The 21,515-nt window shown below is 62.5% G+C and carries 20 protein-coding genes; 3 read left to right on the top strand and 17 right to left on the bottom strand.

Annotated features, from left to right (window positions below):
• The first annotated feature begins 178 nt into the window (after window positions 1-178).
• The 3 genes from C4Q26_RS19930 (at window position 179) to C4Q26_RS19920 (ending at window position 4,914) form a co-directional block, all read left to right on the top strand.
• Window positions 179-1,735 (top strand): flagellar hook-length control protein FliK, encoded by a 1,557-nt coding sequence (locus tag C4Q26_RS19930; RefSeq protein WP_104881409.1) that lies wholly within the window; start codon window positions 179-181, stop codon window positions 1,733-1,735.
• Window positions 1,732-2,070, top strand: coding sequence for an EscU/YscU/HrcU family type III secretion system export apparatus switch protein (locus C4Q26_RS19925; RefSeq protein WP_023381499.1), 339 nt, complete (start codon window positions 1,732-1,734; stop codon window positions 2,068-2,070). The genes C4Q26_RS19930 and C4Q26_RS19925 overlap by 4 nt, the downstream gene beginning before the upstream one ends.
• An 81-nt stretch (window positions 2,071-2,151) precedes the next feature.
• Window positions 2,152-4,914 carry a dermonecrotic toxin domain-containing protein gene (locus tag C4Q26_RS19920; protein ID WP_104883419.1) on the top strand — a complete coding sequence of 921 codons (2,763 nt, stop codon included), beginning with the start codon at window positions 2,152-2,154 and terminating at the stop codon, window positions 4,912-4,914.
• 34 nt (window positions 4,915-4,948) lie between these two features.
• On the opposite strand, the gene C4Q26_RS19915 is transcribed toward C4Q26_RS19920, so the two are convergent.
• From C4Q26_RS19915 to fliQ, 17 genes are all read right to left on the bottom strand, one after another.
• The gene (locus tag C4Q26_RS19915; RefSeq protein WP_027908246.1) at window positions 4,949-5,344 is read right to left on the bottom strand and encodes a DUF2802 domain-containing protein; all 396 of its coding nucleotides are present in this window, start codon (window positions 5,342-5,344) and stop codon (window positions 4,949-4,951) included.
• A gap of 1 nt (window position 5,345) precedes the next feature.
• Window positions 5,346-5,825: a chemotaxis protein CheW gene (locus C4Q26_RS19910; RefSeq protein WP_003254393.1), complete on the bottom strand. Its 480-nt coding sequence runs from the start codon at window positions 5,823-5,825 to the stop codon at window positions 5,346-5,348.
• 40 nt (window positions 5,826-5,865) lie between these two features.
• On the bottom strand, window positions 5,866-6,771 hold the full coding sequence (locus C4Q26_RS19905; RefSeq protein ID WP_023381502.1) for a CheW domain-containing protein: 906 nt from the start codon (window positions 6,769-6,771) through the stop codon (window positions 5,866-5,868).
• Window positions 6,771-7,559, bottom strand: coding sequence for a ParA family protein (locus C4Q26_RS19900; protein WP_023381503.1), 789 nt, complete (start codon window positions 7,557-7,559; stop codon window positions 6,771-6,773). The genes C4Q26_RS19905 and C4Q26_RS19900 overlap by 1 nt, the downstream gene beginning before the upstream one ends.
• 92 nt (window positions 7,560-7,651) lie before the next feature.
• Window positions 7,652-8,509 (bottom strand): flagellar motor protein MotD, encoded by an 858-nt coding sequence (motD, locus tag C4Q26_RS19895; RefSeq protein ID WP_023381504.1) that lies wholly within the window; start codon window positions 8,507-8,509, stop codon window positions 7,652-7,654.
• 3 nt (window positions 8,510-8,512) lie between these two features.
• Window positions 8,513-9,253, bottom strand: a complete 741-nt coding sequence (locus C4Q26_RS19890; RefSeq protein ID WP_023381505.1) for a flagellar motor protein — start codon at window positions 9,251-9,253, stop codon at window positions 8,513-8,515.
• Entirely contained in the window at window positions 9,253-10,386 is a 1,134-nt protein-coding gene (locus C4Q26_RS19885) for a chemotaxis response regulator protein-glutamate methylesterase (protein ID WP_023381506.1), read from the bottom strand. Before C4Q26_RS19885 ends, C4Q26_RS19890 begins: the two co-directional genes overlap by 1 nt.
• 45 nt (window positions 10,387-10,431) lie before the next feature.
• Entirely contained in the window at window positions 10,432-12,672 is a 2,241-nt protein-coding gene (locus C4Q26_RS19880) for a chemotaxis protein CheA (RefSeq protein WP_027908244.1), read from the bottom strand.
• Window positions 12,673-12,684: 12 nt separating this feature from the next.
• Complete coding sequence (locus tag C4Q26_RS19875; RefSeq protein ID WP_023381508.1) at window positions 12,685-13,473, bottom strand: protein phosphatase CheZ; 789 nt, start codon at window positions 13,471-13,473, stop codon at window positions 12,685-12,687.
• A 19-nt stretch (window positions 13,474-13,492) separates the two neighbouring features.
• Entirely contained in the window at window positions 13,493-13,867 is a 375-nt protein-coding gene (locus C4Q26_RS19870) for a chemotaxis response regulator CheY (protein ID WP_104881405.1), read from the bottom strand.
• A gap of 103 nt (window positions 13,868-13,970) precedes the next feature.
• Window positions 13,971-14,711, bottom strand: a complete 741-nt coding sequence (fliA, locus tag C4Q26_RS19865) for an RNA polymerase sigma factor FliA (protein WP_023381510.1) — start codon at window positions 14,709-14,711, stop codon at window positions 13,971-13,973.
• The gene (gene fleN / locus C4Q26_RS19860) at window positions 14,708-15,541 is read right to left on the bottom strand and encodes a flagellar synthesis regulator FleN (RefSeq protein WP_016393812.1); all 834 of its coding nucleotides are present in this window, start codon (window positions 15,539-15,541) and stop codon (window positions 14,708-14,710) included. Before fleN ends, fliA begins: the two co-directional genes overlap by 4 nt.
• Before the next feature lie 93 nt (window positions 15,542-15,634).
• Complete coding sequence (gene flhF, locus C4Q26_RS19855; RefSeq protein ID WP_023381511.1) at window positions 15,635-16,942, bottom strand: flagellar biosynthesis protein FlhF; 1,308 nt, start codon at window positions 16,940-16,942, stop codon at window positions 15,635-15,637.
• Window positions 16,943-16,953: 11 nt separating this feature from the next.
• Entirely contained in the window at window positions 16,954-19,083 is a 2,130-nt protein-coding gene (gene flhA / locus C4Q26_RS19850) for a flagellar biosynthesis protein FlhA (protein ID WP_104881404.1), read from the bottom strand.
• Window positions 19,084-19,302: 219 nt separating this feature from the next.
• Window positions 19,303-20,445 (bottom strand): flagellar biosynthesis protein FlhB, encoded by a 1,143-nt coding sequence (gene flhB / locus C4Q26_RS19845; RefSeq protein ID WP_104881403.1) that lies wholly within the window; start codon window positions 20,443-20,445, stop codon window positions 19,303-19,305.
• A 2-nt stretch (window positions 20,446-20,447) separates the two neighbouring features.
• Window positions 20,448-21,224 carry a flagellar biosynthetic protein FliR gene (gene fliR / locus C4Q26_RS19840; protein WP_023381514.1) on the bottom strand — a complete coding sequence of 259 codons (777 nt, stop codon included), beginning with the start codon at window positions 21,222-21,224 and terminating at the stop codon, window positions 20,448-20,450.
• A gap of 7 nt (window positions 21,225-21,231) precedes the next feature.
• Window positions 21,232-21,501 (bottom strand): flagellar biosynthesis protein FliQ, encoded by a 270-nt coding sequence (gene fliQ / locus C4Q26_RS19835; RefSeq protein ID WP_023381515.1) that lies wholly within the window; start codon window positions 21,499-21,501, stop codon window positions 21,232-21,234.
• Between the last annotated feature and the right edge of the window lie 14 nt (window positions 21,502-21,515).

The following is a 21,515-nucleotide window of genomic DNA, read 5'->3' as shown; positions in this document are numbered from 1 at the left end:
TCCTGTTCGGTGTCGTCTTCTTCACGGGTGAACCCGCGATGGAGACGACACCGAACCTGACCCCGGAGTCTCAAGTCGCCCGCCTCGCTGCCGTTATACTGGCAGTGGCGGACGAGCGGCATTATTACATGCGGCGCCTCGCTGCCAAGAGGGCGGGTTCGACAGGTTGTATACAATCATGACTGAAATCAATAGTCTCGGCACACAAACCGCGATCAACCCGCAAGCGATCAAAGCGGCCATGACCGGCGAACTGCTGAGCCTGCTGCAAGCCCAGCCGGGGTTGCTCAAGCCAGGCGAGACCGCGCAGGCCGAGGTGGTTTCGTTGCGCCAGGTGGGCCAGGACTTCCAACTGGTGCTGCGCATTCTTCAGGCCAACGGCAACCAGACCCAGGTGCAGGCCAGCGCCAGCCAGCCACTGCCCCAGGGCAGCCAGATCACCGTGAGCCAGCCAGAGAGCAATCGCCTGGCGGTGATGGTGCAGCAGGCCGGTGCCAGCAATATCGCCACCCTCACCCGCCTGGACACCAGCAAGGTCCCGGTCGGTACTCTGCTGCAAGGCAAGGTGCTGACCAATCAGCCCTTGCCACAGGCTCCGGGTCAGACGGCCAACTTCCGCTCGCTGGTGAGCCTGCTCAACAGTGCCCAGGCCGGGGCCACCCTGACCATCGACAGCCCTCGCCCGCTACCGGTGGGCAGCCTGCTGAGCGCGCTGGTGCAGGGTGACCAGTCGCTGAAGTTCGTACCCCTGAGCGGTCGTCAGGATCAACTGAGCATTGCCCAGCAACTCGTCACCCAGCAAAGCCGCCAGGCCTCGTTGCCAGGCCTGCTCAACGCCTTGCAGCAGATCACCCGCGACCCTGGCAGCAATGGCGAGGTACGCGCCATCGCCGAGCGCGTGCTGGCCAACTTGCCTGAAGTGCGTCAGCTCGGGGATGTGAAAGCCATCGCCCAGGCGCTGGGCAACAGCGGCGCCTTTCTTGAAGCGAAACTGCTAAGCGGGCAGCCCGCCGGCGTGGCCACGGACCTCAAGGCGCAACTGGTCAGGCTGGTGGCGCAAGCCTCCGCGCAAGCGCCCATCGCGCCTTCGACCAGCGCCTCGACACTGGCCCAGGTCATGCCCGCCGTCGCCCGTGGTGCCCTGGGCATGCTTGAGCGTGTCACGCCAAAACCGCCACCTGGGGCCTTTCCGCTGCCTTCTCGGCTGATGCAGGCGATGGAGGACGAAAGCGACCTGCAACAGCTGCTACGCCTGGCCGCAGCCGCCATCTCGCGAGTGCAGAGCCATGCACTGAGCAGCCTGCAACAAACCGGCAACCTGGAAAATGGCAACCTGCAGACCACCTGGCAGACTGAAATCCCGGTTCGTCACGGCCAGGAGTTCATTCCTTTGCAGGTGAAGCTGCAACGCGAGGAAACCCCGCAGCAGCAAGCCGACCGCCAGCGCGAGCCGCAGCCCCTGGGTGAAGCCTTGTGGCGTATCGAGCTGGCCTTCGACCTTGCCCCATTGGGACCCTTGCAGGTTCAGGCCCAACTGAGCCGGGGCCGGCTTTGCGGGCAATTGTGGGCAGAACGTGAGCGGACCGCCCAGCTGATCGACAGTCAACTGGGTGAGCTGCGCGCGCGCCTTCTGGCGCGTGGCGTGGATGTCGGCGACCTGGAGTGCCACCCGGGCATTCCACCGCACGGGCCACGTACCCGCGTCGAACAACGTTGGGTGGACGAAACCGCATGAGCTACCCGCAACCACGCCAGGCTATCGCCCTGAGCTATGACGGCCAAAACGCCCCTACCCTCAGCGCCAAGGGCGAAGACGAACTGGCCGAGGCCATTCTCGCCCTGGCCCGCGAACACGAAGTACCGATCTACGAGAACGCCGAACTGGTGCGCCTGCTGGCACGCCTGGAGTTGGGCGAGCAGATTCCCGAGGCACTGTACCTGACGATCGCTGAGATCATCGCCTTTGCCTGGCAGCTGCGCGGCAAGGTGCCCTATGGTTTCGACGATTCTCCTCCGGGCGAGCGTGACGTGACCGAAGTGCTGCCGGGCCTGCCTGCTCCAGGCCACTGAGTTGTCGGGCAAGCATTATCTACCGTTGCGCTGGCGCTGAGTCGGTCGATGCTATGGCTTTTCACAGCCACGGAGATCGACATGCCCAGCTCTCGGATCAACACTGCCGGCGTCCAGTTCGTACGCGACCATCTAGCCACTGTTCCTCGACCCGATCGCGAGGCCAGCCGCGCGATTGGCGACTGGCTATCGGCACAAGGTGTGGACCTCGACCCTGATCAGGTCGATGTGGTAACGCTGCATGTCCATCCAGATGGCGTCGCCAGTTACCAGGCCGTTGTCGTGCAATGCATAAGCCTCACTCAGGCCGTGCTGATGAACTGGCAAGGCGAGACCAACAACGATTTTTTCGGTGGGCTGTTCAACCAGCCGTGGGCCGGCAAGCTTCCTGGCGATGGCCCGATTACTATCGTCGATCGGTTACCAGCGCAACCCTTGACCGATAACGGCGCGTGGTACCAGGTGTTCAACGGCCTGTTCAGGCGCACCACACCCGCCCGTTACGACCACTCGACACTGCTCGACGTGCGTGCCGAAGCACTGCAACGTCACATCGAGGCGCTGGATTTCCACAGTCGCTACACGGCGTTGCTGGATGCGTACTGGCGGGACCATCTGCCAGGCTACCGCCTGTGCTGCAAACTCAATTTCATCGCCGCCTGCAACAAGCAGATTGCTGAAGGCAGCCTCAGCGATGCAGCACGCAAGCTCGCCTGGCGCGCCGCAGGCCTGATTCCCCGTGGCAAGGGCTTGCGCCTGAGCACCTTGAACATCTATGGCTATGCCGCCACCGACCTGCTGTACCTCAACGACGCCAGCTCCGACCTGACCCTGCTCTATGCACCCGGCAACAGCTCGCCTCTGCTGGAGTTCGCCAGTGAAGAGCTGCTCAAGGACTGGGTGGGCCAGCAGTGCAGGAATGCCGCCAGCCGCCAGGCCCTGAAACGACACTTTCGCTTGGCCGATGGCCCTCAAGGTATCGACTTCAGCGGCCTGGACACCGCCCTGGAAGGGCTGGGGGTCTACCCGCTCAACCACAGGCTTCCCCCGGAACATGGTTACTTCAACGATGACGGTCGCTGGCCGCCGCGCACCTACGTCAACTACCGACCAGGCAAGTACAACCCGAGGATCACCGGCGACCTGTTCCAGGCGCTGGCCGAGCGCCAGCGTCAACGCACTTATGACGATGCCGATTTCATGATCACCAGCAACGCTGAGGTGACCAAGTCCAAATGGGCCAGTTACCTGAACGCCACCCTCAACTTCGTGGCCCCCCTCACTTTCGTGGTGCCAGGGCTGGCACCCTTGCTGGCCGTAGGGGGCATCGCACAGATTGCCCTGGGTCTGGATCGGGCTATCAACGGCAGATCCCTTCGGGCCAAGCAAGCCGGTGTCGGCAGTGTGGCCTGGGGGCTATTGAACGCCGCGCCCGCAGTAGCGCATGCAGCATCCCAGGGCGGTAAGCTGTTCAGTTTCAAATCGGGCGATTTCGTCAGACCGGTGCGAGTCAACGAGCAGTGGGGATACCCACTCAGCCCCATGGATCCGCCGCACCTGCCGGAACTGGACGTGGCGCCGTTCTTCGAGGCTGGACCAGCGCGTGCAGAGCAATTGCCTGCAGCAGAGGTCTTTCCGGTCGGTCGTTCGGTGGACTGGGCGACCAAGACACAAGTCATCACTGGCAGCTATGCCGTCGATGGCTACCTGGTAGAGCTCGACCTTGTCTACGATATCGAGTTCGATGTGTTCGTCGAAAAAAGCGAACTGAACAGTGTCGAGCCGACTGTGTATGAAGCCCGCCCAGGTGATCCGTTGGTGCGTCGGGTCATGCCTGGCCCACGCCATGTGACCGACGACATGCGCATGGCCACGCTGCGCAGACTTGGCGTAGACTTGCAGTTGCCGCTGCACATCCCCGACACACCAATTGGCGCACGCCCGATTCCAAAGAAGATTTCGTCGCTGTGGGTCGGCGACAAGGTGATCGCCCCGAACCTGGTGGAAAACCTCGCCAGAAACGCCAGGCGCTTGAACAGCACTCAGTACCAGTACCGCTTGTTCCTTTCCAACGCCCATCCCCAGGTCTATGAACAAAACTTCCGCCAGCTGACCGAGAACGCCCCTGGCTTGCGGGTGGAACCGCTCGAGGAGCAGCCGTTCTTTCAGACGTTCAGCACCAGCAAGCATTACCCGCAGTATCGAGCTGCACTGGAGGGCAATGGCGGCGTCGCCACCAACTACAGCTCAGCCTCGGACGTGCTGCGCTATCCCATGCTGTATCAGGAGGGTGGTCTTTACATGGATGTCGACGATGAGCTGCTCGAGGCGGGTGGGCAGCATTCCGGATGCATAGGCACCGACGCATGCACCGCGCAAACCCTGGACGATGTCGTGCTAGCCACTACCGATGATGGGCTGTTGCTGCACCCTCCCCTGAGCAACAACCTGCTCGACATGGAAATTCAATACAACACCAGCATGATCGGAAGCCACCCTGGCAATCCGACGCTGCTGGCCATTTCCGAGGAGATGCATGCCCGCTACCAACGCCATCCTGACTTCTACCGCGTCAGGCCCGACCGCGCCCAGGACCCGGAGGCATTCCACGCCTACACGCGACGCCTGAGCCAACTGACCGGGCCGGCAATGATGAACGATGTGATCGACCGCTTGCTGCCAGACCTCTACCGACTGCGGCAGATCGAAAGGCTGATGAAACTGCCGGTCATCAACGGCCGTGCCTATGTCGACGTTCAACGCTGGAGCACCGCCGAGCGCGCGCTGACGCCCCTTGGGCGGTTCGCGCGGGTTGGCAGCGCGCAATCCTGGATCAGCCACTGAACGAAGAAGGCGACCTCTCGGTCGCCTCCCTGTATCACTCGGTGCGGTGCAGCTTGCTCATCAGCTCCGCCTCGGCCTGGGTCAGCCCACAGGTCTCGGTCAACTCGGCAACGCTCGCCCCCATGCCCACCAGCTTGGCGGCCTGGGTGAAGGTGACGTTGCTGGGATCACGCTGCTCCAGCCGCTCCAGCCGGTCAGGCAGGGTCGCCACGGCCGCACGGATTTCGTGGATCGCTTCGCCCATGCGCACGGTGACGTTCTGGTAATCGTCCAGGCGCTTGGCCAGGTCCTTGATGCGCTGGTCGCGCAGTGCATCGCCCTGGGCCTGCTGGGCAGCCAGTTCACGCTGACGCTTGCTGTAGTTGAGGAAGAACCACAGGCTCAACGCCCAGAGCAGCGCCAGGAAGATGACAGCAACCTCGAAAATCAACTCAGATGTTCTCCAGCTCGGACCACTCTTCCTCGGTCATCATCTTGTCCAGCTCGACCAGAATCAGCAGTTCGCCGTTCTTGTTGCATACGCCCTGGATGAACTTGGCCGACTCTTCGTTACCGACGTTTGGCGCGGTTTCGATTTCAGACTGGCGCAGGTAGACCACTTCGGCAACGCTATCGACAAGAATGCCGACCACCTGCTTGTCGGCCTCGATGATCACGATACGGGTGTTGTCGGTGACCTCGGTAGGCATCAGGCCGAAGCGCTGACGGGTGTCGATCACCGTCACCACGTTGCCGCGCAGGTTGATGATACCCAGTACGTAGCTCGGGGCACCTGGCACCGGGGCGATCTCGGTGTAGCGCAGGACTTCCTGCACCTGCATGACGTTGATGCCGTAGGACTCGTTATCCAGACGGAAGGTTACCCACTGCAGAATCGGATCTTCAGAACCCTGTGCGGACGACTTTTTCATTCCCCTACCCCTCGAAATCCGCCAACGGCGGTGTGTTCTGTCATTTATGTTTAGCGTGCATCTGCTTCACGGCGCCGCTGGCGATCAACTCAGCCAGTTCGGCGACGTCGAGCAAAGCACACATGTGTTCGATCACCGTGCCAGCCAGCCAGGGGCGCTGGCCACGTTGGCTGCGCCACTTGATTTCGGCCGGGTCCAGACGCAGGGAACGGCTGACCTGGTGCACGGCCAACCCCCATTCGTAGCCCTGGACGGAAATCACGTACTGCAGGCCCTGACGGAAATCATCGCGGTAGCGATCAGGCATCACCCAGCGTGCGGTATCCAGCACCTTGAGGTTGCCCGCCTGGCAGCTGAGGATCCCGAGGAACCAGTCCGGCTGGCCGAACAACGGCGTCAACTCCTGACCGGCCAGGCTGTAGATCGAGCCTAGGCAGACAAGGGGTACCGCCAAGGTCAAGCCGGCCACGTCGAACAGCAAGCACTCGAACGGCTCGGCCGCCCAGGCGGGTCTTCCGTCGAGGGTGGCAGGTGGTACGGGCAGGTTCGGCGCTGGCAGATGCACATCGACCAACGGTGCCACCGGCTCGACGGCCGACTCGGTCAGGACCGGAACGCTGGCTTCGGCCACCACTTCGGTCTCGACCACGGTGACAACCGGCGCCTCGACCGGCAAAACCGTTGGCAAGACCTTGGCCTTCGGCTCGGCGAATGGCCTGGGGGCGACGCTGGCTAGCGCTGCTGGTGCCGGCTGCTGCCGCGCATCCCGGGCCTGCTCCTCGCGTACGGCAGCGGCGAATTCGTCGCTGGGCTGCGCGTCGGCCACCTTGGCGGCCGGCGCTTCGTGAATGTCTTCTACCTCGGTGGCTTCCTGCAGCAGGCCATCAAGATAGGATTGCAGGGCCAGTTGTGGCCGGGTGCTGACTGGCTGGGCATGTTGCGTCATCAGGCCACCTGCAATGCGGATTTGTAGGTCAGCAAGTGCTTGAGCAGTGCCCGGTAGGCGATAACGCCGCGGCTCTTGCCATCGAACTGCGAAGGCGTGACGCCATTGCGGCTGGCATCGCGCAGGCGCGTATCGACCGGGATATAGCCTTGCCAGACATGCTCCCCGTAGGTATCGCGCAGCAGTTTGAGGGTACCCAGCGAAGCTTGGGTACGACGGTCGAACAGGGTCGGCACGATCTGATAGGGCAAGGCTTGCTTACGTGAGCGGTTGACCATCGCCAAGGTACCGATCATCCGCTCCAGGCCCTTGACGGCCAAAAATTCGGTCTGCACTGGAACGACCAGTTGCTGGCTCGCGGCCAGGGCGTTGACCATCAGCACGCCGAGCAAGGGCGGGCTGTCGATCAAGGCAAAGTCGAAATCCTGCCACAGCTGCGCCAGACTCTTGGCGATGACCAGGCCCAGGCCGCTCTGCCCCGGCGACTGGCGCTCCAGCACCGCCAGCGCGGTGCTCGATGGCAGCAGCGAAATACGCTCGTCGCTGGTCGGCAGCAGCAATTGCCCCGGCAGCCCCTCAGGCACCGTGCCCTTGTGCAAGAACAGGTCGTAGCAGCTGTGCTCCAGCGCATCGGGGTTGTGCCCGAAGTAACTGGTCATCGAGCCGTGCGGGTCGAGGTCGACCACGACCACGCGCTTGCCCGCCTCGGCCAGAAGGCCGGCCAGGGCAATGGTGCTGGTGGTCTTGCCGACGCCACCTTTTTGATTGGCTACTGCCCAGACTCTCATAGGACAACTCTAGACTCATTGATGCCGCAGAAACCCCGTGGAAGCCGGCTCGCCGGCTCCTACAGGGCTAGCGGTGACAGAGAATTGACGATTCACTGCCCCGCCGCCGTTACTGGTGTTGCCGGTGCACTTTGTGTGCCAGCGCGGCGCAATGCAGCGTCCGGCGTGGCGTTGGCGCTGCCTGAACCGGTCAGGCTGCGACGCACTTCAAGGTTGCGGGAAATCACCAATACCACCCGACGATTACGCGCACGCCCCTCGGCGGTGTCGTTGGTGGCCACAGGCTGATACTCGCCATAGCCTACCGAGGCCATGCGTGCGGGATTGACGCCTTCCATGGCCAACAGCCGGACGATGCTGGCCGCCCGGGCCGACGACAGTTCCCAGTTGGTCGGGTATTGCGCGGTACGGATCGGCTGGTTGTCGGTGAAGCCCTCGACATGCACCGGGTTGGCGAACGGTTTGAGGATGCGCCCCACCTTCTCGATGATGTCGAAGGCCTTGTCGCTGGGCATGGCATCGCCACTGCCGAACAGCAGCGAGGAGTTCAGCTCGATCTCCACCCACAGTTCGTTGCCGCGCACCGTCATCTGGTCGGACTTGATCAAGTCGCCAAAGGCATCACGCACATCGTCGCTGATGGTCTTGAGCGGGTCGCTGTTGGTCTGCGCGAGGCCCGCATCGGTCTGCTCGCTGTCTTTGATCAGCGGTTCGGCAGGCTTGACGCTCAGCGGTTGCTCGTCGCCGATGGGGATCGGCTTCATGCTCCGCTCAGGGTCGTTGAACACCCCCAGCAACGCTTGCGAGATGACCTTGTACTTGCCCTCGTTGATCGAGGAAATCGAATACATGACCACGAAGAAAGCGAACAGCAAGGTGATGAAGTCGGCGTATGACACCAACCAGCGTTCGTGATTCTCGTGTTCCTCGGTATGACGACGGCGACGCATGGGTTACTCCATGAAGCCTTGCAGCTTCAGCTCGATGGAGCGTGGGTTTTCACCTTCGGCAATCGACAGCAAGCCTTCGAGCAGCATCTCGCGATAGCGCGACTGACGCATGACGATGGACTTGAGCTTGTTGGCGATCGGCAACAGGATCAGGTTGGCGCTGGCCACACCGTAGATCGTCGCGACGAACGCGACCGCGATGCCATTGCCCAGCTGCGACGGGTCGGCCAAGTTGCCCATTACATGGATCAGGCCCATCACCGCACCGATGATACCGATGGTCGGCGCATAGCCACCCATGCTTTCGTAGACCTTGGCGGCCTGGATATCGCGGCTTTCCTGGGTCAGGAAGTCCACCTCCAGGATGCTGCGGATCGACTCGGGCTCGGCGCCATCCACCAACAGCTGCAACCCTTTGCGGGCATAAGGGTCCGGCTCGGCATCAGCCACGCCTTCCAGGCCCAGCAGGCCCTCCTTGCGCGCGGTCAGGCTCCAGTTCACCACACGGTCGATACCGCCAGGCAGGTCGACCCGAGGCGGGAAGAAAATCCAGCGCAGGATCTGCAGCGCCCGCTTGAATGCCGACAATGGCGACTGCAGCAACGCCGCCGCCAGGGTGCCGCCCAACACGATCAGCGCCGCCGGGCCGTTGAGCAGGGCACCAACATGGCCACCTTCGAGGAAGTTACCGCCGACAATGGCGACGAAGGCCAGGATCAGGCCGATCAGGCTTAGAACATCCATCAGACGCAGGCCTCGACCAAGTGCTTGCCGATCTCATCCAGGCTGTACACCGCATCAGCCAGATTGGCCTTGACGATGGCCATTGGCATGCCATAGATCACGCAGCTGGCTTCATCCTGGGCCCACACCGTGCTGCCGCCCTGCTTGAGCAGGCGCGCCCCTTCGCGACCGTCGGCACCCATGCCGGTGAGCACCACGGAGAGCACCTTGTCGCCATAGGACTTGGCCGCCGAACCGAAGGTGATGTCCACGCAGGGCTTGTAGTTCAGACGCTCGTCGCCCGGCAGGATCTTCACCGTGCCACGTCCGTCGATCATCATCTGCTTGCCGCCTGGGGCCAGCAGAGCCAGGCCTGGGCGCAGCATGTCGCCGTCCTCGGCCTCTTTGACGCTGATCTTGCACAGCTTGTCCAGACGTTCGGCGAACGCCTTGGTGAAGGCGGCCGGCATGTGCTGGATCAGCACGATCGGTGCCGGGAAGCTGGCCGGCAGCTGGGTCAACACCCGCTGCAGCGCGACCGGTCCACCGGTGGAGGTGCCGATGGCGACCAGCTTGTAGGGCTTGCGCTTGGGCGCTGGCGAATGGGCAGCTGCGGGTGCCGTCGCGGCTGGACGGACTGGCGCAGCGGGACGTGCCGGCGTGGGGCTGGCAAGACTGCTGGTTGGCGCGTGGCCAATGGCTGCTGGGGCTGGCGCGGTGACTGGCACCTGGCTTGCGTAGCTGCCAAGGCGGCGGTTGCTGCGCGAGATGGTATGGACCTTCTCGCAGAGCAGTTGCTTGACCTTTTCCGGATTGCGGGAAATGTCTTCGAAATTCTTCGGCAGGTAATCCACCGCGCCAGCATCCAGCGCGTCGAGGGTAACCCGGGCGCCTTCGTGGGTCAGCGAGGAGAACATCAACACCGGCGTCGGGCAACGCTGCATGATGTGCCGTACCGCGGTGATGCCATCCATCATGGGCATTTCATAGTCCATGGTGATGACATCGGGTTTGAGCGCCAGTGCCTGGTCGATCGCTTCCCTGCCGTTGGTCGCGGTACCGACGACCTGGATCGTCGGGTCCGCCGAAAGGATTTCCGAAACGCGGCGGCGGAAGAAACCGGAATCATCCACCACCAGGACCTTGACTGCCATAAACACTCCATTAGGTGGCGCAACCGCCAGGCGGCGCCACCGAAATCAATAACGCCGGGCGGCGTAACGCTTGAGCATGCTCGGAACGTCGAGAATCAGCGCAATGCGCCCGTCACCGGTGATGGTGGCACCGGACATGCCCGGTGTGCCCTGCAGCATCTTGCCCAGCGGCTTGATCACCACCTCTTCCTGGCCCACCAACTGGTCGACCACGAAGCCGATACGTTGAGTACCGACCGAAAGAATCACCACATGGCCTTCGCGCTGCTCCTCGTGCACCTGGTCCTGGACCAGCCAGCGCTTGAGGTAGAACAGCGGCAATGCCTTGTCGCGCACGATCACCACTTCCTGGCCGTCGACCACGTTGGTACGCGACAGGTCGAGGTGGAAGATCTCGTTGACGTTGACCAACGGGAAGGCGAACGCCTGGTTGCCCAGCATCACCATCAGAGTCGGCATGATCGCCAGGGTCAGCGGCACCTTGATGACGATCTTCGAGCCCTGGCCCTTGGCCGAGAAGATGTTGATCGAGCCGTTGAGCTGGGAAATCTTGGTCTTCACCACGTCCATGCCCACGCCACGGCCGGACACGTCGGAGATCTCGGTCTTGGTCGAGAAGCCTGGGGCGAAGATCAGGTTGTAGCAGTCCGACTCGCTCAGGCGATCGGCCGCGTCTTTGTCCATCAGGCCCTTTTCCACGGCCTTGGCACGCAGGATGCTCGGGTCCATGCCCTTGCCGTCATCGGAAATCGACAGCAGGATGTGGTCGCCTTCCTGCTCGGCGGACAACACCACCCGGCCGGTCCGGGCCTTGCCTGCGGCCTCGCGTTCGTCGGGCATTTCCACGCCGTGGTCGACGGCGTTGCGCACCAGGTGCACCAACGGATCGGCCAGGGCCTCGACCAGGTTCTTGTCCAGGTCGGTCTCTTCGCCGACCAGCTCCAGGTTGATCTCTTTCTTGAGCTGGCGAGCCAGGTCACGGACCAGGCGCGGGAAGCGGCCGAAGACTTTCTTGATCGGCTGCATGCGGGTTTTCATGACCGCGGTCTGCAAGTCGGCGGTGACCACGTCGAGGTTCGACACGGCCTTGGACATGGCTTCGTCGCCGCTATTGAGGCCCAGGCGCACCAAGCGGTTACGCACCAGTACCAGTTCGCCGACCATGTTCATGATCTCGTCCAGACGCGCCGTGTCGACCCGCACGGTGGTCTCCGCTTCGCTGGCCGCATGCTTGTCGGCGGCAGGCGCTGGGCTGCGGGCAGGGGCTGCAGGCTTGGCGGCCGCCGCAGGTGCAGCGACGGGCGCAGCAGCCGGGGCCGGCTTGGCTGCCGGCTGGCTCTCGGCCTTGGCCGCTACCGGCGCTGCGACAGCGGCAGGTGCCTCTGCGGCGACGCTTTCACCCGAGAACTTGCCTTTGCCGTGCAACTGATCGAGCAGCGCTTCGAACTCGTGTTCGCTGATCTCGTCACCGCTGGCAGTTGCCGATGCCGCTGGGGGCTGGGCTGCGGGCGCGGCTGCCGAAGGCAAAGCGTCGGCCTGGAACGAGCCTTTGCCGTGCAACTGATCGAGCAGCGACTCGAATTCTTCGTCGGTGATTTCATCGCTCGCCGGTGCGCTGGCCGCCGCTTGCGGCTCGGCGGCGGCGAGCTCGGGCGAGAACTGGCCCTTGCCGTGCAACTGATCGAGCAACGATTCGAATTCGGCATCGGTGATTTCATCGCCACTGCCGGTCAGCGTTTCGCCCTGCAGCTGCTCGGAAGCGGCCTCGGCCTGGGCTTTCACGGCATCGAGCGAGTCGAGCAGTTGTTCGAATTCGGTGTCGGTGATATCGGCTTCGGCGACGGCCTGTTCGGCCACCGGCGCGGCTTCGACCACCGGCGCGGCGACCTCGGCCCCGGCCGGCTCGGCCAAGCGCGAGAGCGCCGCCAGCAGTTCAGGCGTGGCTGGCGTGATCTCGCTGCGCTCGCGCACCTGGCCGAACATGCTGTTGACCGTGTCCAGGGCTTCCAGGACCACGTCCATCAGTTCCGCATCGACCCGGCGCTCACCTTTGCGCAGGATGTCGAACACGTTCTCCGCGATATGGCAGCACTCCACCAGCTCATTGAGCTGAAGGAAGCCGGCGCCCCCTTTTACAGTGTGAAAACCGCGAAAGATCGCATTGAGCAGGTCAGCATCGTCAGGCCGGCTTTCCAGCTCGACCAGTTGCTCGGACAGTTGCTCAAGAATTTCGCCGGCTTCTACCAGGAAATCCTGAAGGATTTCTTCATCGGCGCCGAAGCTCATTAAACGTGCTCCCTAAAAACCCAGACTGGACAGCAGATCATCGACATCGTCCTGACCGGACACGACGTCTTCACGCTTATCGGCATGAATCTGCGGACCTTCACCCCGGGTTGGATGTTTTTCTTGATCTTTTTCAGCGCGCAGCTGCTGGTGGTCATGTTCGATACCGGCAAAACGGTCGACCTGACTGGCCATCAGCACGAGCTTGAGCAGATTGCTTTCTACTTCGGTGACCAGCGCGGTTACCCGCTTGATCACCTGGCCGGTCAGGTCCTGATAGTCCTGAGCCAGCAAGATATCGTTGAGGTGGCCGGCGACCTTGCGGTTCCCGTCGGCGCTATGCGTCAGGAAACTGTCGACGCGCTTGACCAGCTCACGAAACTCCGGTGCTGCCACCTCGCGGCGCATGAACCGTTGCCAGTCAACGCTCAGGGCCTGGGCCTCGGCGGACAGCTCGTTGAGTACCGGCGTGCTCTGCTCCACCAGGTCCATGGTGCGGTTGGCCGCACCCTCGGTGAGTTTGACCACGTAGGACAGGCGCTCGGTGGCGTCGGTGATCTGCGAGACCTCCTCGGCCTGCGGCATGCGCGGGTCGATCTGGAAGCTGACGATCGCGCTGTGCAGCTCGCGGGTGAGCTTGCCGACTTCCTGATACAAGCCACGGTCGCGGGTCTGGTTCAGCTGATGGATCAGCTGCACCGCATCGCCGAAACGTCCCCGTTCCAGGCTCTCGACCAACTCCTCGGCATGTTTCTTCAGGGTCGATTCGAACTCGCCCAAAGACGTATGTGATGGTTCCATGGCGCCCCCCTTACGTGCCTCAGCCGTTAACGCGCTCGAAGATTTTCTCGATCTTTTCCTTGAGCACTTGGGCAGTGAAAGGCTTGACCACGTAGCCATTGACGCCGGCCTGGGCCGCTTCGATGATCTGGTCGCGCTTGGCTTCGGCGGTCACCATCAGCACCGGCATCCCCTTGAGGCGATCATGGGCGCGCACTTTGCGCAACAGGTCGATCCCGGACATGCCCGGCATGTTCCAGTCGGTCACCAGGAAATCGTAATGGCCACTTTCGAGCATCGGCAGCGCCGTGGTGCCGTCGTCGGCTTCATCGGTATTGGTGAAACCCAGATCACGCAACAGGTTCTTGATGATCCGCCGCATCGTCGAAAAGTCGTCAACGATGAGGATTTTCATGTCTTTGTTCAATTAGACCTCCAAGCAGTCTCAAACGCGCTCGGCCCCGAGCACGCATTCAATCAATTCGGTACAACGTGAAACGACTGCAACGACCCCAGGCTCAACGTGCCCGCCATTCCCCAAGACGACTGCGCAGGCGCGCCGCGCATTGGCTGTGCAGCTGGCTGACACGCGATTCGCTGACCCCAAGCACCTCACCGATTTCCTTGAGGTTCAGCTCTTCGTCGTAGTACAGCGCCAGCACCAGCCGCTCACGCTCCGGCAAGTTGGCGATCGCATCGGTCAGGGCAGCCTGGAAGCGTTCGTCCTCCAGATCGCGCGACGGCTCGATCTGGCCGCTGGCGCCATCCTCGTGCAACCCTTCGTGCTCGCCGTCCTGCAACAGGTCGTCGAAGCTGAACAGGCGACTGCCCAGGGTATCGTTCAAAATCCCGTAGTAATCATCGAGACTCAATTGAAGTTCGGCAGCAACTTCGTGATCTTTAGCGTCGCGACCTGTTCTGGCTTCAACAGACCGCATCGCGTCACTGACCATGCGCGTGTTTCGGTGCACGGAACGCGGCGCCCAATCGCCCTTGCGCACCTCGTCGAGCATCGCGCCACGGATTCGAATACCCGCATAGGTTTCGAAGCTTGCGCCCTTGCTGGCGTCGTATTTGTTGGCCACTTCCAGGAGGCCGATCATGCCGGCCTGGATCAGGTCCTCCACCTGGACATTGGCTGGCAGACGGGCCAGCAGGTGGTAGGCGATGCGTTTGACCAGTGGCGCATACCGCTCCACCAGTTCGTACTGGGCATCCTTGGACGCCCTGCTGTACATCTTGAAACCGCTCGCGTTCATAGGACCGGCCCTGCGCTGGTGGGCTGCACCAGACGCTCGACGAAGAATTCCAGGTGCCCGCGGGGGTTGGCCGGCAGCGGCCAGCTGTCGACCTTCTGCGCAATGGCCTTGAACGCCAGGGCGCACTTGGACCGCGGGAAGGCTTCATACACGGCGCGCTGTTTCTGAACTGCCTTGCGCACGCATTCGTCATACGGCACGGCGCCGACGTATTGTAGGGCGACGTCAAGGAAGCGATCGGTGACCTTGGTCAACTTGGCGAACAGATTGCGCCCTTCCTGCGGGCTCTGCGCCATGTTGGCCAGCACACGGAAACGGTTCATGCCGTAGTCACGGTTGAGCAGCTTGATCAGCGCGTAGGCGTCGGTGATCGAGGTCGGCTCGTCACACACCACCAGCAGCACTTCCTGGGCGGCGCGCACGAAGCTGACTACCGAGTCACCAATACCCGCAGCAGTGTCGATCACCAGCACGTCTAGGTTGTCGCCGATCTCGCTGAATGCCTGGATAAGCCCTGCATGCTGGGCAGGCGCCAGGTGCACCATGCTCTGCGTGCCTGAGGCCGCTGGCACGATCCGCACACCGCCTGGGCCTTGCAGCAGGACATCGCGCAGCTCGCAACGCCCCTCGATCACATCGGCCAGGGTGCGCTTGGGCGTCAGGCCCAGCAGTACGTCGACATTGGCAAGGCCCAGGTCGGCGTCCAGCAGCATGACCCGCCGACCAAGCTCAGCCAGCGCCAGGGACAGGTTCACTGAAACGTTAGTCTTGCCGACGCCACCTTTGCCACCGGTTACGGCGATCACCTGTACGGGATGCATGCTACCCATGTCTGTTGTTTACCTTGTCTCGCTTGGACCCAAACCCCACGGGAGGCAATTCTGCGGGCCCCTTGGTGTAGGTACTGTGCACACGCTGCATCATCAACCCGCTCGCCGAGGGTTGTGATAGAGATCAGCGAACATGTCGGCCATGGCCTCTTCGCTGGGCTCGTCCTGCAACTGCACACTGACCGCGCGGCTGACCAACTGGTGCGCGCGTGGCAGGTGCAGGTCGTCAGGAATGCGCGGGCCATCGGTAAGGTAGGCCACGGGCAGTTCATGACTGATGGCAAGGCTCAGCACATCACCGAGGCTGGCCGTTTCATCGAGTTTGGTCAGGATACAACCGGCCAGCCCGCAGCGCTTGTAGCTGTGGTAGGCGGCGGTCAGCACCTGCTTCTGGCTGGTGGTTGCCAATACCAGGTAGTTCTTGGCGGCAATGCCACGACCGGCCAGGGTTTCCAGTTGCATGCGCAGGGCCGGGTCGCTGGCTTGCAGGCCGGCGGTGTCGATCAACACCACGCGCTTGCGCAACAGCGGCTCCAGCGCCTGGGCCAGCGACTGGCCTGGATCGACGTAGGTCACCGGTACATTGAGGATACGACCCAAGGTCTTGAGCTGCTCCTGCGCGCCGATACGGAAGCTGTCCATGCTCACCAGCGCCAGGTTCTGCGGGCCGTACTTGAGCACGTAGCGGGCGGCCAGCTTGGCCAGGGTGGTGGTCTTGCCCATGCCGGCCGGGCCGACCATGGCGATGACACCGCCCTCCTCGATCGGCTCGACCTCGGGCACTTCGATCATCCGTGCCAAGTGCGCCAGCAGCATGCGCCAAGCCTGGCGCGGCTCTTCGATTTCGCCCGTCAGATCCAGCAGCTCGCGAGCGATCGGACCGGACAGGCCAATACGCTGCAGTCGACGCCAGAGGTTGGCCTGCTGCGGCTTGCTGCCCTGCAACTGGCTCCAGGCCAGCGAGCCAAGCTGCACTTCCAGCAGCTCGCGCAGCCCCGACAGCTCCGAGCGCATGGCATCGAACAAACGCGGGTCGACCGGCGCCGGCGCAGGTGCCGCGGCAGGGGCCGGCATGTCGACGTGAGGCTCGATCAAAGGCTCCGAGGCAGTCAACGACTGCCCGGCGAACAATTGGCGATTGCCTTCGGCTGTGTCATCACGGTTGTCCAGCTCAGCCTGGACGTTGGCAATGCGCGACTGCGTCTTGCGCAGCTCTTGCTCAAGCTCGGCATTGGGCACACGCGGAGCCAGGGCCGACAGTTTGTAGTCCAGCGCAGCCGTCAGTTCGACACCACCGGCAATACGGCGGTTACCGATGATGGCGGCATCGGAGCCAAGCTCATCCCGGACCAGCTTCATGGCCTGACGCATATCGGCGGCGAAAAAACGCTTAACTTGCATAACCCACTACCTCAGCCGTTAGGGCCCACAGTGGCAACGATGGTGACTTGCTTGTTATCCGGTATTTCCTGATACGCCAGAACATGCAAATTCGGTACAGCCAGACGACCGAAGCGCGACAGCATGGCTCGGATCGGGCCCGCTACCAGGAGGATGGCCGGCAGGCCTTGCATCTCTTGGCGCTGGGCAGCTTCGATCAACGAACGCTGCAGCTTTTCGGCCATGCTCGGTTCCAGAAGAACACCGTCTTCCTGACCTTGTCCGGCCCTTTGCAGACTATTGAGCAAAATCTGTTCCAACCTTGGCTCAAGGGTGATGACAGGCAGCTCGGACTCAACGCCGACAATGCTTTGCACGATGGCGCGACACAATCCGACGCGCACTGCAGCCACCAATGCGGCGGTATCTTGACTCTTGCTGGCATTGTTGGCGATGGCCTCGGCAATACTGCGAATGTCACGCACCGGCACCTGCTCGGAAAGTAATGCCTGCAGGACCTTGAGCAACCCCGACAAGGAAATGACACCCGGGACCAACTCCTCGGCAAGTTTAGGCGATGCCTTGGCCAACACCTGCAAGAGCTGCTGGACTTCCTCGTGGCCGATCAGCTCGTGGCAATGTTTCTGCAGGATCTGGTTGAGATGGGTGGCGACCACGGTACTGGCATCCACCACGGTGTAGCCCAGCGACTGCGCCTGGGCACGCTGGCCGATGTCGATCCACACCGCTTCCAGGCCGAATGCCGGGTCACGTGCGGCGATACCATTGAGCGCCCCGAACACCTGACCGGGGTTGATGGCCAGTTCGCGGTCCGGGTAGATCTCGGCTTCGGCCAGGATCACCCCCATCAGCGTCAGGCGGTAGGCGCTGGGCTGCAGGTCCAGGTTGTCGCGAATATGCACGGTAGGCATGAGAAAGCCCAGGTCCTGGGAGAGCTTCTTGCGCACGCCCTTGATCCGCGCCAACAACTGGCCACCCTGGTTGCGGTCGACCAGCGGAATCAACCGATAGCCGACTTCCAGGCCGATCATGTCGATGGGCGTGACATCGTCCCAGCCCAGTTCCTTGGTCTCCAGTGCACGCTGCGGCGACGGCAGCAGGTCCTGTTGACGCTGCACCTCTTCCTGGGCCTTGATCTTGGCCTTCTGCTGCTTCTTCCACACCAGATAGGCACCCCCGCCTGCCAGCAGCCCGAGGCTGAGGAAGGCGATGTGCGGCATGCCCGGGACCAGGCCCATGACGATCATCAACGCACCGGAAACCGCCAGGGCCTTGGGCGAATCGAACATCTGCCGGTTGATCAACTTGCCCATGTCCTCGGAGCCCGAGGCACGGGTAACCATGATCGCCGCCGCCGTGGACAGCAGCAGTGATGGCAGCTGCGCCACCAAACCGTCACCGATGGTCAGCAGGGCGTACACCTTGCCGGCGTCGCCGAACGACATGCCATGCTGCAGCATACCGATCAGCATGCCGCCGATCAGGTTGATGAACAGGATCAGCAGACCGGCGATGGCGTCGCCGCGCACGAACTTGCTGGCACCGTCCATCGAGCCATAGAACTCGGCCTCCTGCGCCACCTCGGCGCGGCGCGCCTTGGCCTGGGCCTGGTCGATCAGGCCGGCGTTGAGGTCGGCGTCGATGGCCATCTGTTTGCCGGGCATCGCGTCCAGGGTAAAACGCGCGCTGACTTCGGAGATACGCCCGGCACCCTTGGTCACCACCACGAAGTTGATGATCATGAGGATGGCGAACACCACCGCACCGACCACATAGTTACCACCGATCACCACTTCGCCGAAGGCCTGGATCACCTTACCGGCAGCGCCATGTCCCTCCTGGCCGTGGAGCATGACCACCCGGGTGGAAGCGACGTTGAGCGCCAGGCGCAGCAGCGTGGCGACCAGCAGAATGGTGGGGAACGCGGCAAAGTCGAGCGGGCGCAGGGCGTAGACGCAGACCAGCAGCACGACGATCGACAATGCGATGTTGAAGGTGAAGAACACGTCGAGCAGGAACGGCGGGATCGGCAACATCATCATTGCCAACATCACCAGCAACAGCAGCGGCACGCCCAGGTTGCCCCGACCGAGACCGGCCAGGTTGTTGCGGGCGTTGCTGATTAACTGAGTGCGATCCACCGCGATTCCTCTTCAAGCAAAACTTTGACGCCCAAGGGGGCGCTTGGGCGTGGCTTTGCAAGAAGCTTTCCAACTTTGCGGGTTTTGCCTATGGCTCGGGGAATTCAGCGTTTTTAGGACCCAGCGCCGCCCGCGCGGTGCATCGCGGAGCACGGCGCCTAGAAACGCAGGGGCGGGACAGCGCTCGACCTCACTCCCAGTCCCATCACCAATCCCAGCTCAGCTATCGCGCCGCAGGTCCGGCGGAATCGGCAGGTCGTCCTTGAGCGGATCCGGCCGCTTGCCCTTGCCCGCACGGTACTGGCGGATCTGGAATACATAGGCCAACACCTGCGCGACCGCCAGGTACAACCCTGCAGGGATCTCCTGCTCAAGCTCGGTAGAGTAGTAAATGGCTCGGGCCAGAGCGGGCGACTCAAGGATCTGCACCTTGTGCTCGATACCGATCTCACGAATCTTCAAGGCAACGAAATCAGTGCCCTTGGCCACCAGCAAGGGCGCTACTCCACCCTTCTCGGGGTCGTACTGCAAGGCCACCGCATAGTGCGTCGGGTTGGTGATGATCACGTCAGCCTCTGGCACCGCCGCCATCATGCGCCGCTGCGATATCTCCCGCTGCAGCTGACGGATACGCTGCTTCACCTCCGGCTTGCCTTCGGTGTCCTTGTACTCGTCCCGCACTTCCTGCTTGGTCATCTTCAATTTCTTGTGCGTCTGGTACAGCTGGAACGGCACGTCGACCGCGGCGATCAGCAATAACCCCGCCGCCATCCACAAGGCACTCCACCCCACCACCTGAACGCTATGGATGATCGCCTGGTCCAGCGGCTCGTTGGCAATCGACAGCAAGGCCTGGCGGTCAGACGCCAATACCAGCAGCGCCACGACCAGAATCACGAAAAACTTGGCAATCGCCTTGAGCAATTCGGTAAGCGCATGCATCGAGAACATCCGCTTGATCCCCGCCAATGGGTTCATTCGGCTGAACTTGGGTTGCAGCAGGCTGCCGGAGAACAGGAACCCGCCCAGGGCAATGGGCGCGACGAACGAGATGACGAACAACAGAATCAACACCGGCTGGCTCGCCCAGATCGCCATCTTGCCCGAGGTCAGCAGAAACGCGCCCATCGAACGCTCATCGACGATCACCTCGCGGGTCAGGCTGAAGTTCAGGCGCATCATTTCGAGCAAGGTCTCGGCCATGTAGCCGCCGAACGCCAACAATCCGCCGGCCCCGGCCAGGGTCACGGCCACGGTGTTCAGTTCCTTGGAACGGGCAATCTCACCTTTTTCGCGCGCGTCGCGCTTGCGCTTGTCGGTGGGTTCTTCTGTCTTGTCCTGACCGCTCTCGCTCTCAGCCATGCTCAGCGCGCCCTTGCCAGCTCACGCAGCCATTGCAGCGCTTCGCTGGCCAATGCCTGGTAGTGGGAAAGAATATCGGCTAGACCCACCCAGAAAATACCCATACCCAGCACCAAGGTGAGTGGGAAGCCGATGGAAAAGATGTTCAACTGCGGCGCGGCACGGGTCATCACGCCGAAGGCGATGTTCACCACCAACAAGGCGGCGATTGCCGGCAGGATCAGCAACAAACCCGCACCGAACACCCAGCCCAGCCGGCCAGCCATTTCCCAGAAATGAGTGACGACCAGCGCGTTGCCCACCGGCAAGGTGGTGAAGCTCTCGGTCAAGACCTCGAACACCACCAGGTGGCCGTTCATCACCAGGAACAACACACTCACCAGCATGGTCATGAACTGGCTGACCACCGCTACGTTGACGCCGTTGGCCGGGTCCACCATCGACGCGAAGGCCATACCCATCTGGATCGCAATGATCTGACCGGCGATCACGAACGCCTGGAACAACAGCTGCAATGAGAAACCGAACAACGCACCGACAATGATCTGCTCGCCACACAGCAGCAGGCCACGAAGGCTCAAAGGGTCGAATTCAGGCAGCGGCGGCAGACCCGGGACGATCACCACGGTGATGGCCAAGGCAGCGTAAAGACGCACCCGCGCCGGCAGCATCCGCGTGCCGAAGATCGGCATGGTCATCAGCACGGCCGTCACGCGAAACAGTGGCAGGACGAAGGTGGCGACCCAAGTGCCGATCTGCGCGTCGGTCAGCTCCAGCATGCCTGCCTCACCCGATCAGTTGCGGAATGCTGGAGTACAGGCCGGTGATGTACTCCATGAACTTCTGCACCAGCCATGGCCCGGCGACGATCAGCGTCACCAGCATCACCAGCAGGCGCGGCAGGAAGCTCAGGGTCTGTTCGTTGATCTGGGTGGCAGCCTGGAACATCGCCACCACCAGGCCGACCAACAGGCTCGGCACCACCAACACGGCAACCATCAGCGTGGTTAGCCAGAGGGCATCGCGAAACAGGTCGACGGCTACTTCTGGGGTCATGCAAGACTCTCCTT

The sequence above is a fragment of the Pseudomonas sp. SWI44 genome (assembly GCF_002947915.1).
GTDB classification, from domain to species: domain Bacteria; phylum Pseudomonadota; class Gammaproteobacteria; order Pseudomonadales; family Pseudomonadaceae; genus Aquipseudomonas; species Aquipseudomonas taiwanensis.
This window is presented reverse-complemented; position numbering and strand designations above follow the sequence as displayed.

What these genes read in the sequence shown, in the direction of transcription:
- C4Q26_RS19925 (WP_023381499.1), top strand. Translation starts at nt 1,732, where the DNA reads ATGAGCTACCCGCAACCACGCCAGGCTATCGCCCTGAGCTATGACGGC.
- C4Q26_RS19905 (WP_023381502.1), bottom strand. Translation starts at nt 6,771, where the DNA reads ATGACGCAACATGCCCAGCCAGTCAGCACCCGGCCACAACTGGCCCTG.
- flhB (WP_104881403.1), bottom strand. Translation starts at nt 20,445, where the DNA reads ATGGCTGAGAGCGAGAGCGGTCAGGACAAGACAGAAGAACCCACCGAC.
- C4Q26_RS19900 (WP_023381503.1), bottom strand. Translation starts at nt 7,559, where the DNA reads ATGAGAGTCTGGGCAGTAGCCAATCAAAAAGGTGGCGTCGGCAAGACC.
- C4Q26_RS19920 (WP_104883419.1), top strand. Translation starts at nt 2,152, where the DNA reads ATGCCCAGCTCTCGGATCAACACTGCCGGCGTCCAGTTCGTACGCGAC.
- C4Q26_RS19880 (WP_027908244.1), bottom strand. Translation starts at nt 12,672, where the DNA reads ATGAGCTTCGGCGCCGATGAAGAAATCCTTCAGGATTTCCTGGTAGAA.
- C4Q26_RS19875 (WP_023381508.1), bottom strand. Translation starts at nt 13,473, where the DNA reads ATGGAACCATCACATACGTCTTTGGGCGAGTTCGAATCGACCCTGAAG.
- C4Q26_RS19885 (WP_023381506.1), bottom strand. Translation starts at nt 10,386, where the DNA reads ATGGCAGTCAAGGTCCTGGTGGTGGATGATTCCGGTTTCTTCCGCCGC.
- flhF (WP_023381511.1), bottom strand. Translation starts at nt 16,942, where the DNA reads ATGCAAGTTAAGCGTTTTTTCGCCGCCGATATGCGTCAGGCCATGAAG.
- C4Q26_RS19930 (WP_104881409.1), top strand. Translation starts at nt 179, where the DNA reads ATGACTGAAATCAATAGTCTCGGCACACAAACCGCGATCAACCCGCAA.
- motD (WP_023381504.1), bottom strand. Translation starts at nt 8,509, where the DNA reads ATGCGTCGCCGTCGTCATACCGAGGAACACGAGAATCACGAACGCTGG.
- fliR (WP_023381514.1), bottom strand. Translation starts at nt 21,224, where the DNA reads ATGCTGGAGCTGACCGACGCGCAGATCGGCACTTGGGTCGCCACCTTC.
- fliA (WP_023381510.1), bottom strand. Translation starts at nt 14,711, where the DNA reads ATGAACGCGAGCGGTTTCAAGATGTACAGCAGGGCGTCCAAGGATGCC.
- fleN (WP_016393812.1), bottom strand. Translation starts at nt 15,541, where the DNA reads ATGGGTAGCATGCATCCCGTACAGGTGATCGCCGTAACCGGTGGCAAA.
- C4Q26_RS19890 (WP_023381505.1), bottom strand. Translation starts at nt 9,253, where the DNA reads ATGGATGTTCTAAGCCTGATCGGCCTGATCCTGGCCTTCGTCGCCATT.
- fliQ (WP_023381515.1), bottom strand. Translation starts at nt 21,501, where the DNA reads ATGACCCCAGAAGTAGCCGTCGACCTGTTTCGCGATGCCCTCTGGCTA.
- C4Q26_RS19870 (WP_104881405.1), bottom strand. Translation starts at nt 13,867, where the DNA reads ATGAAAATCCTCATCGTTGACGACTTTTCGACGATGCGGCGGATCATC.
- C4Q26_RS19910 (WP_003254393.1), bottom strand. Translation starts at nt 5,825, where the DNA reads ATGAAAAAGTCGTCCGCACAGGGTTCTGAAGATCCGATTCTGCAGTGG.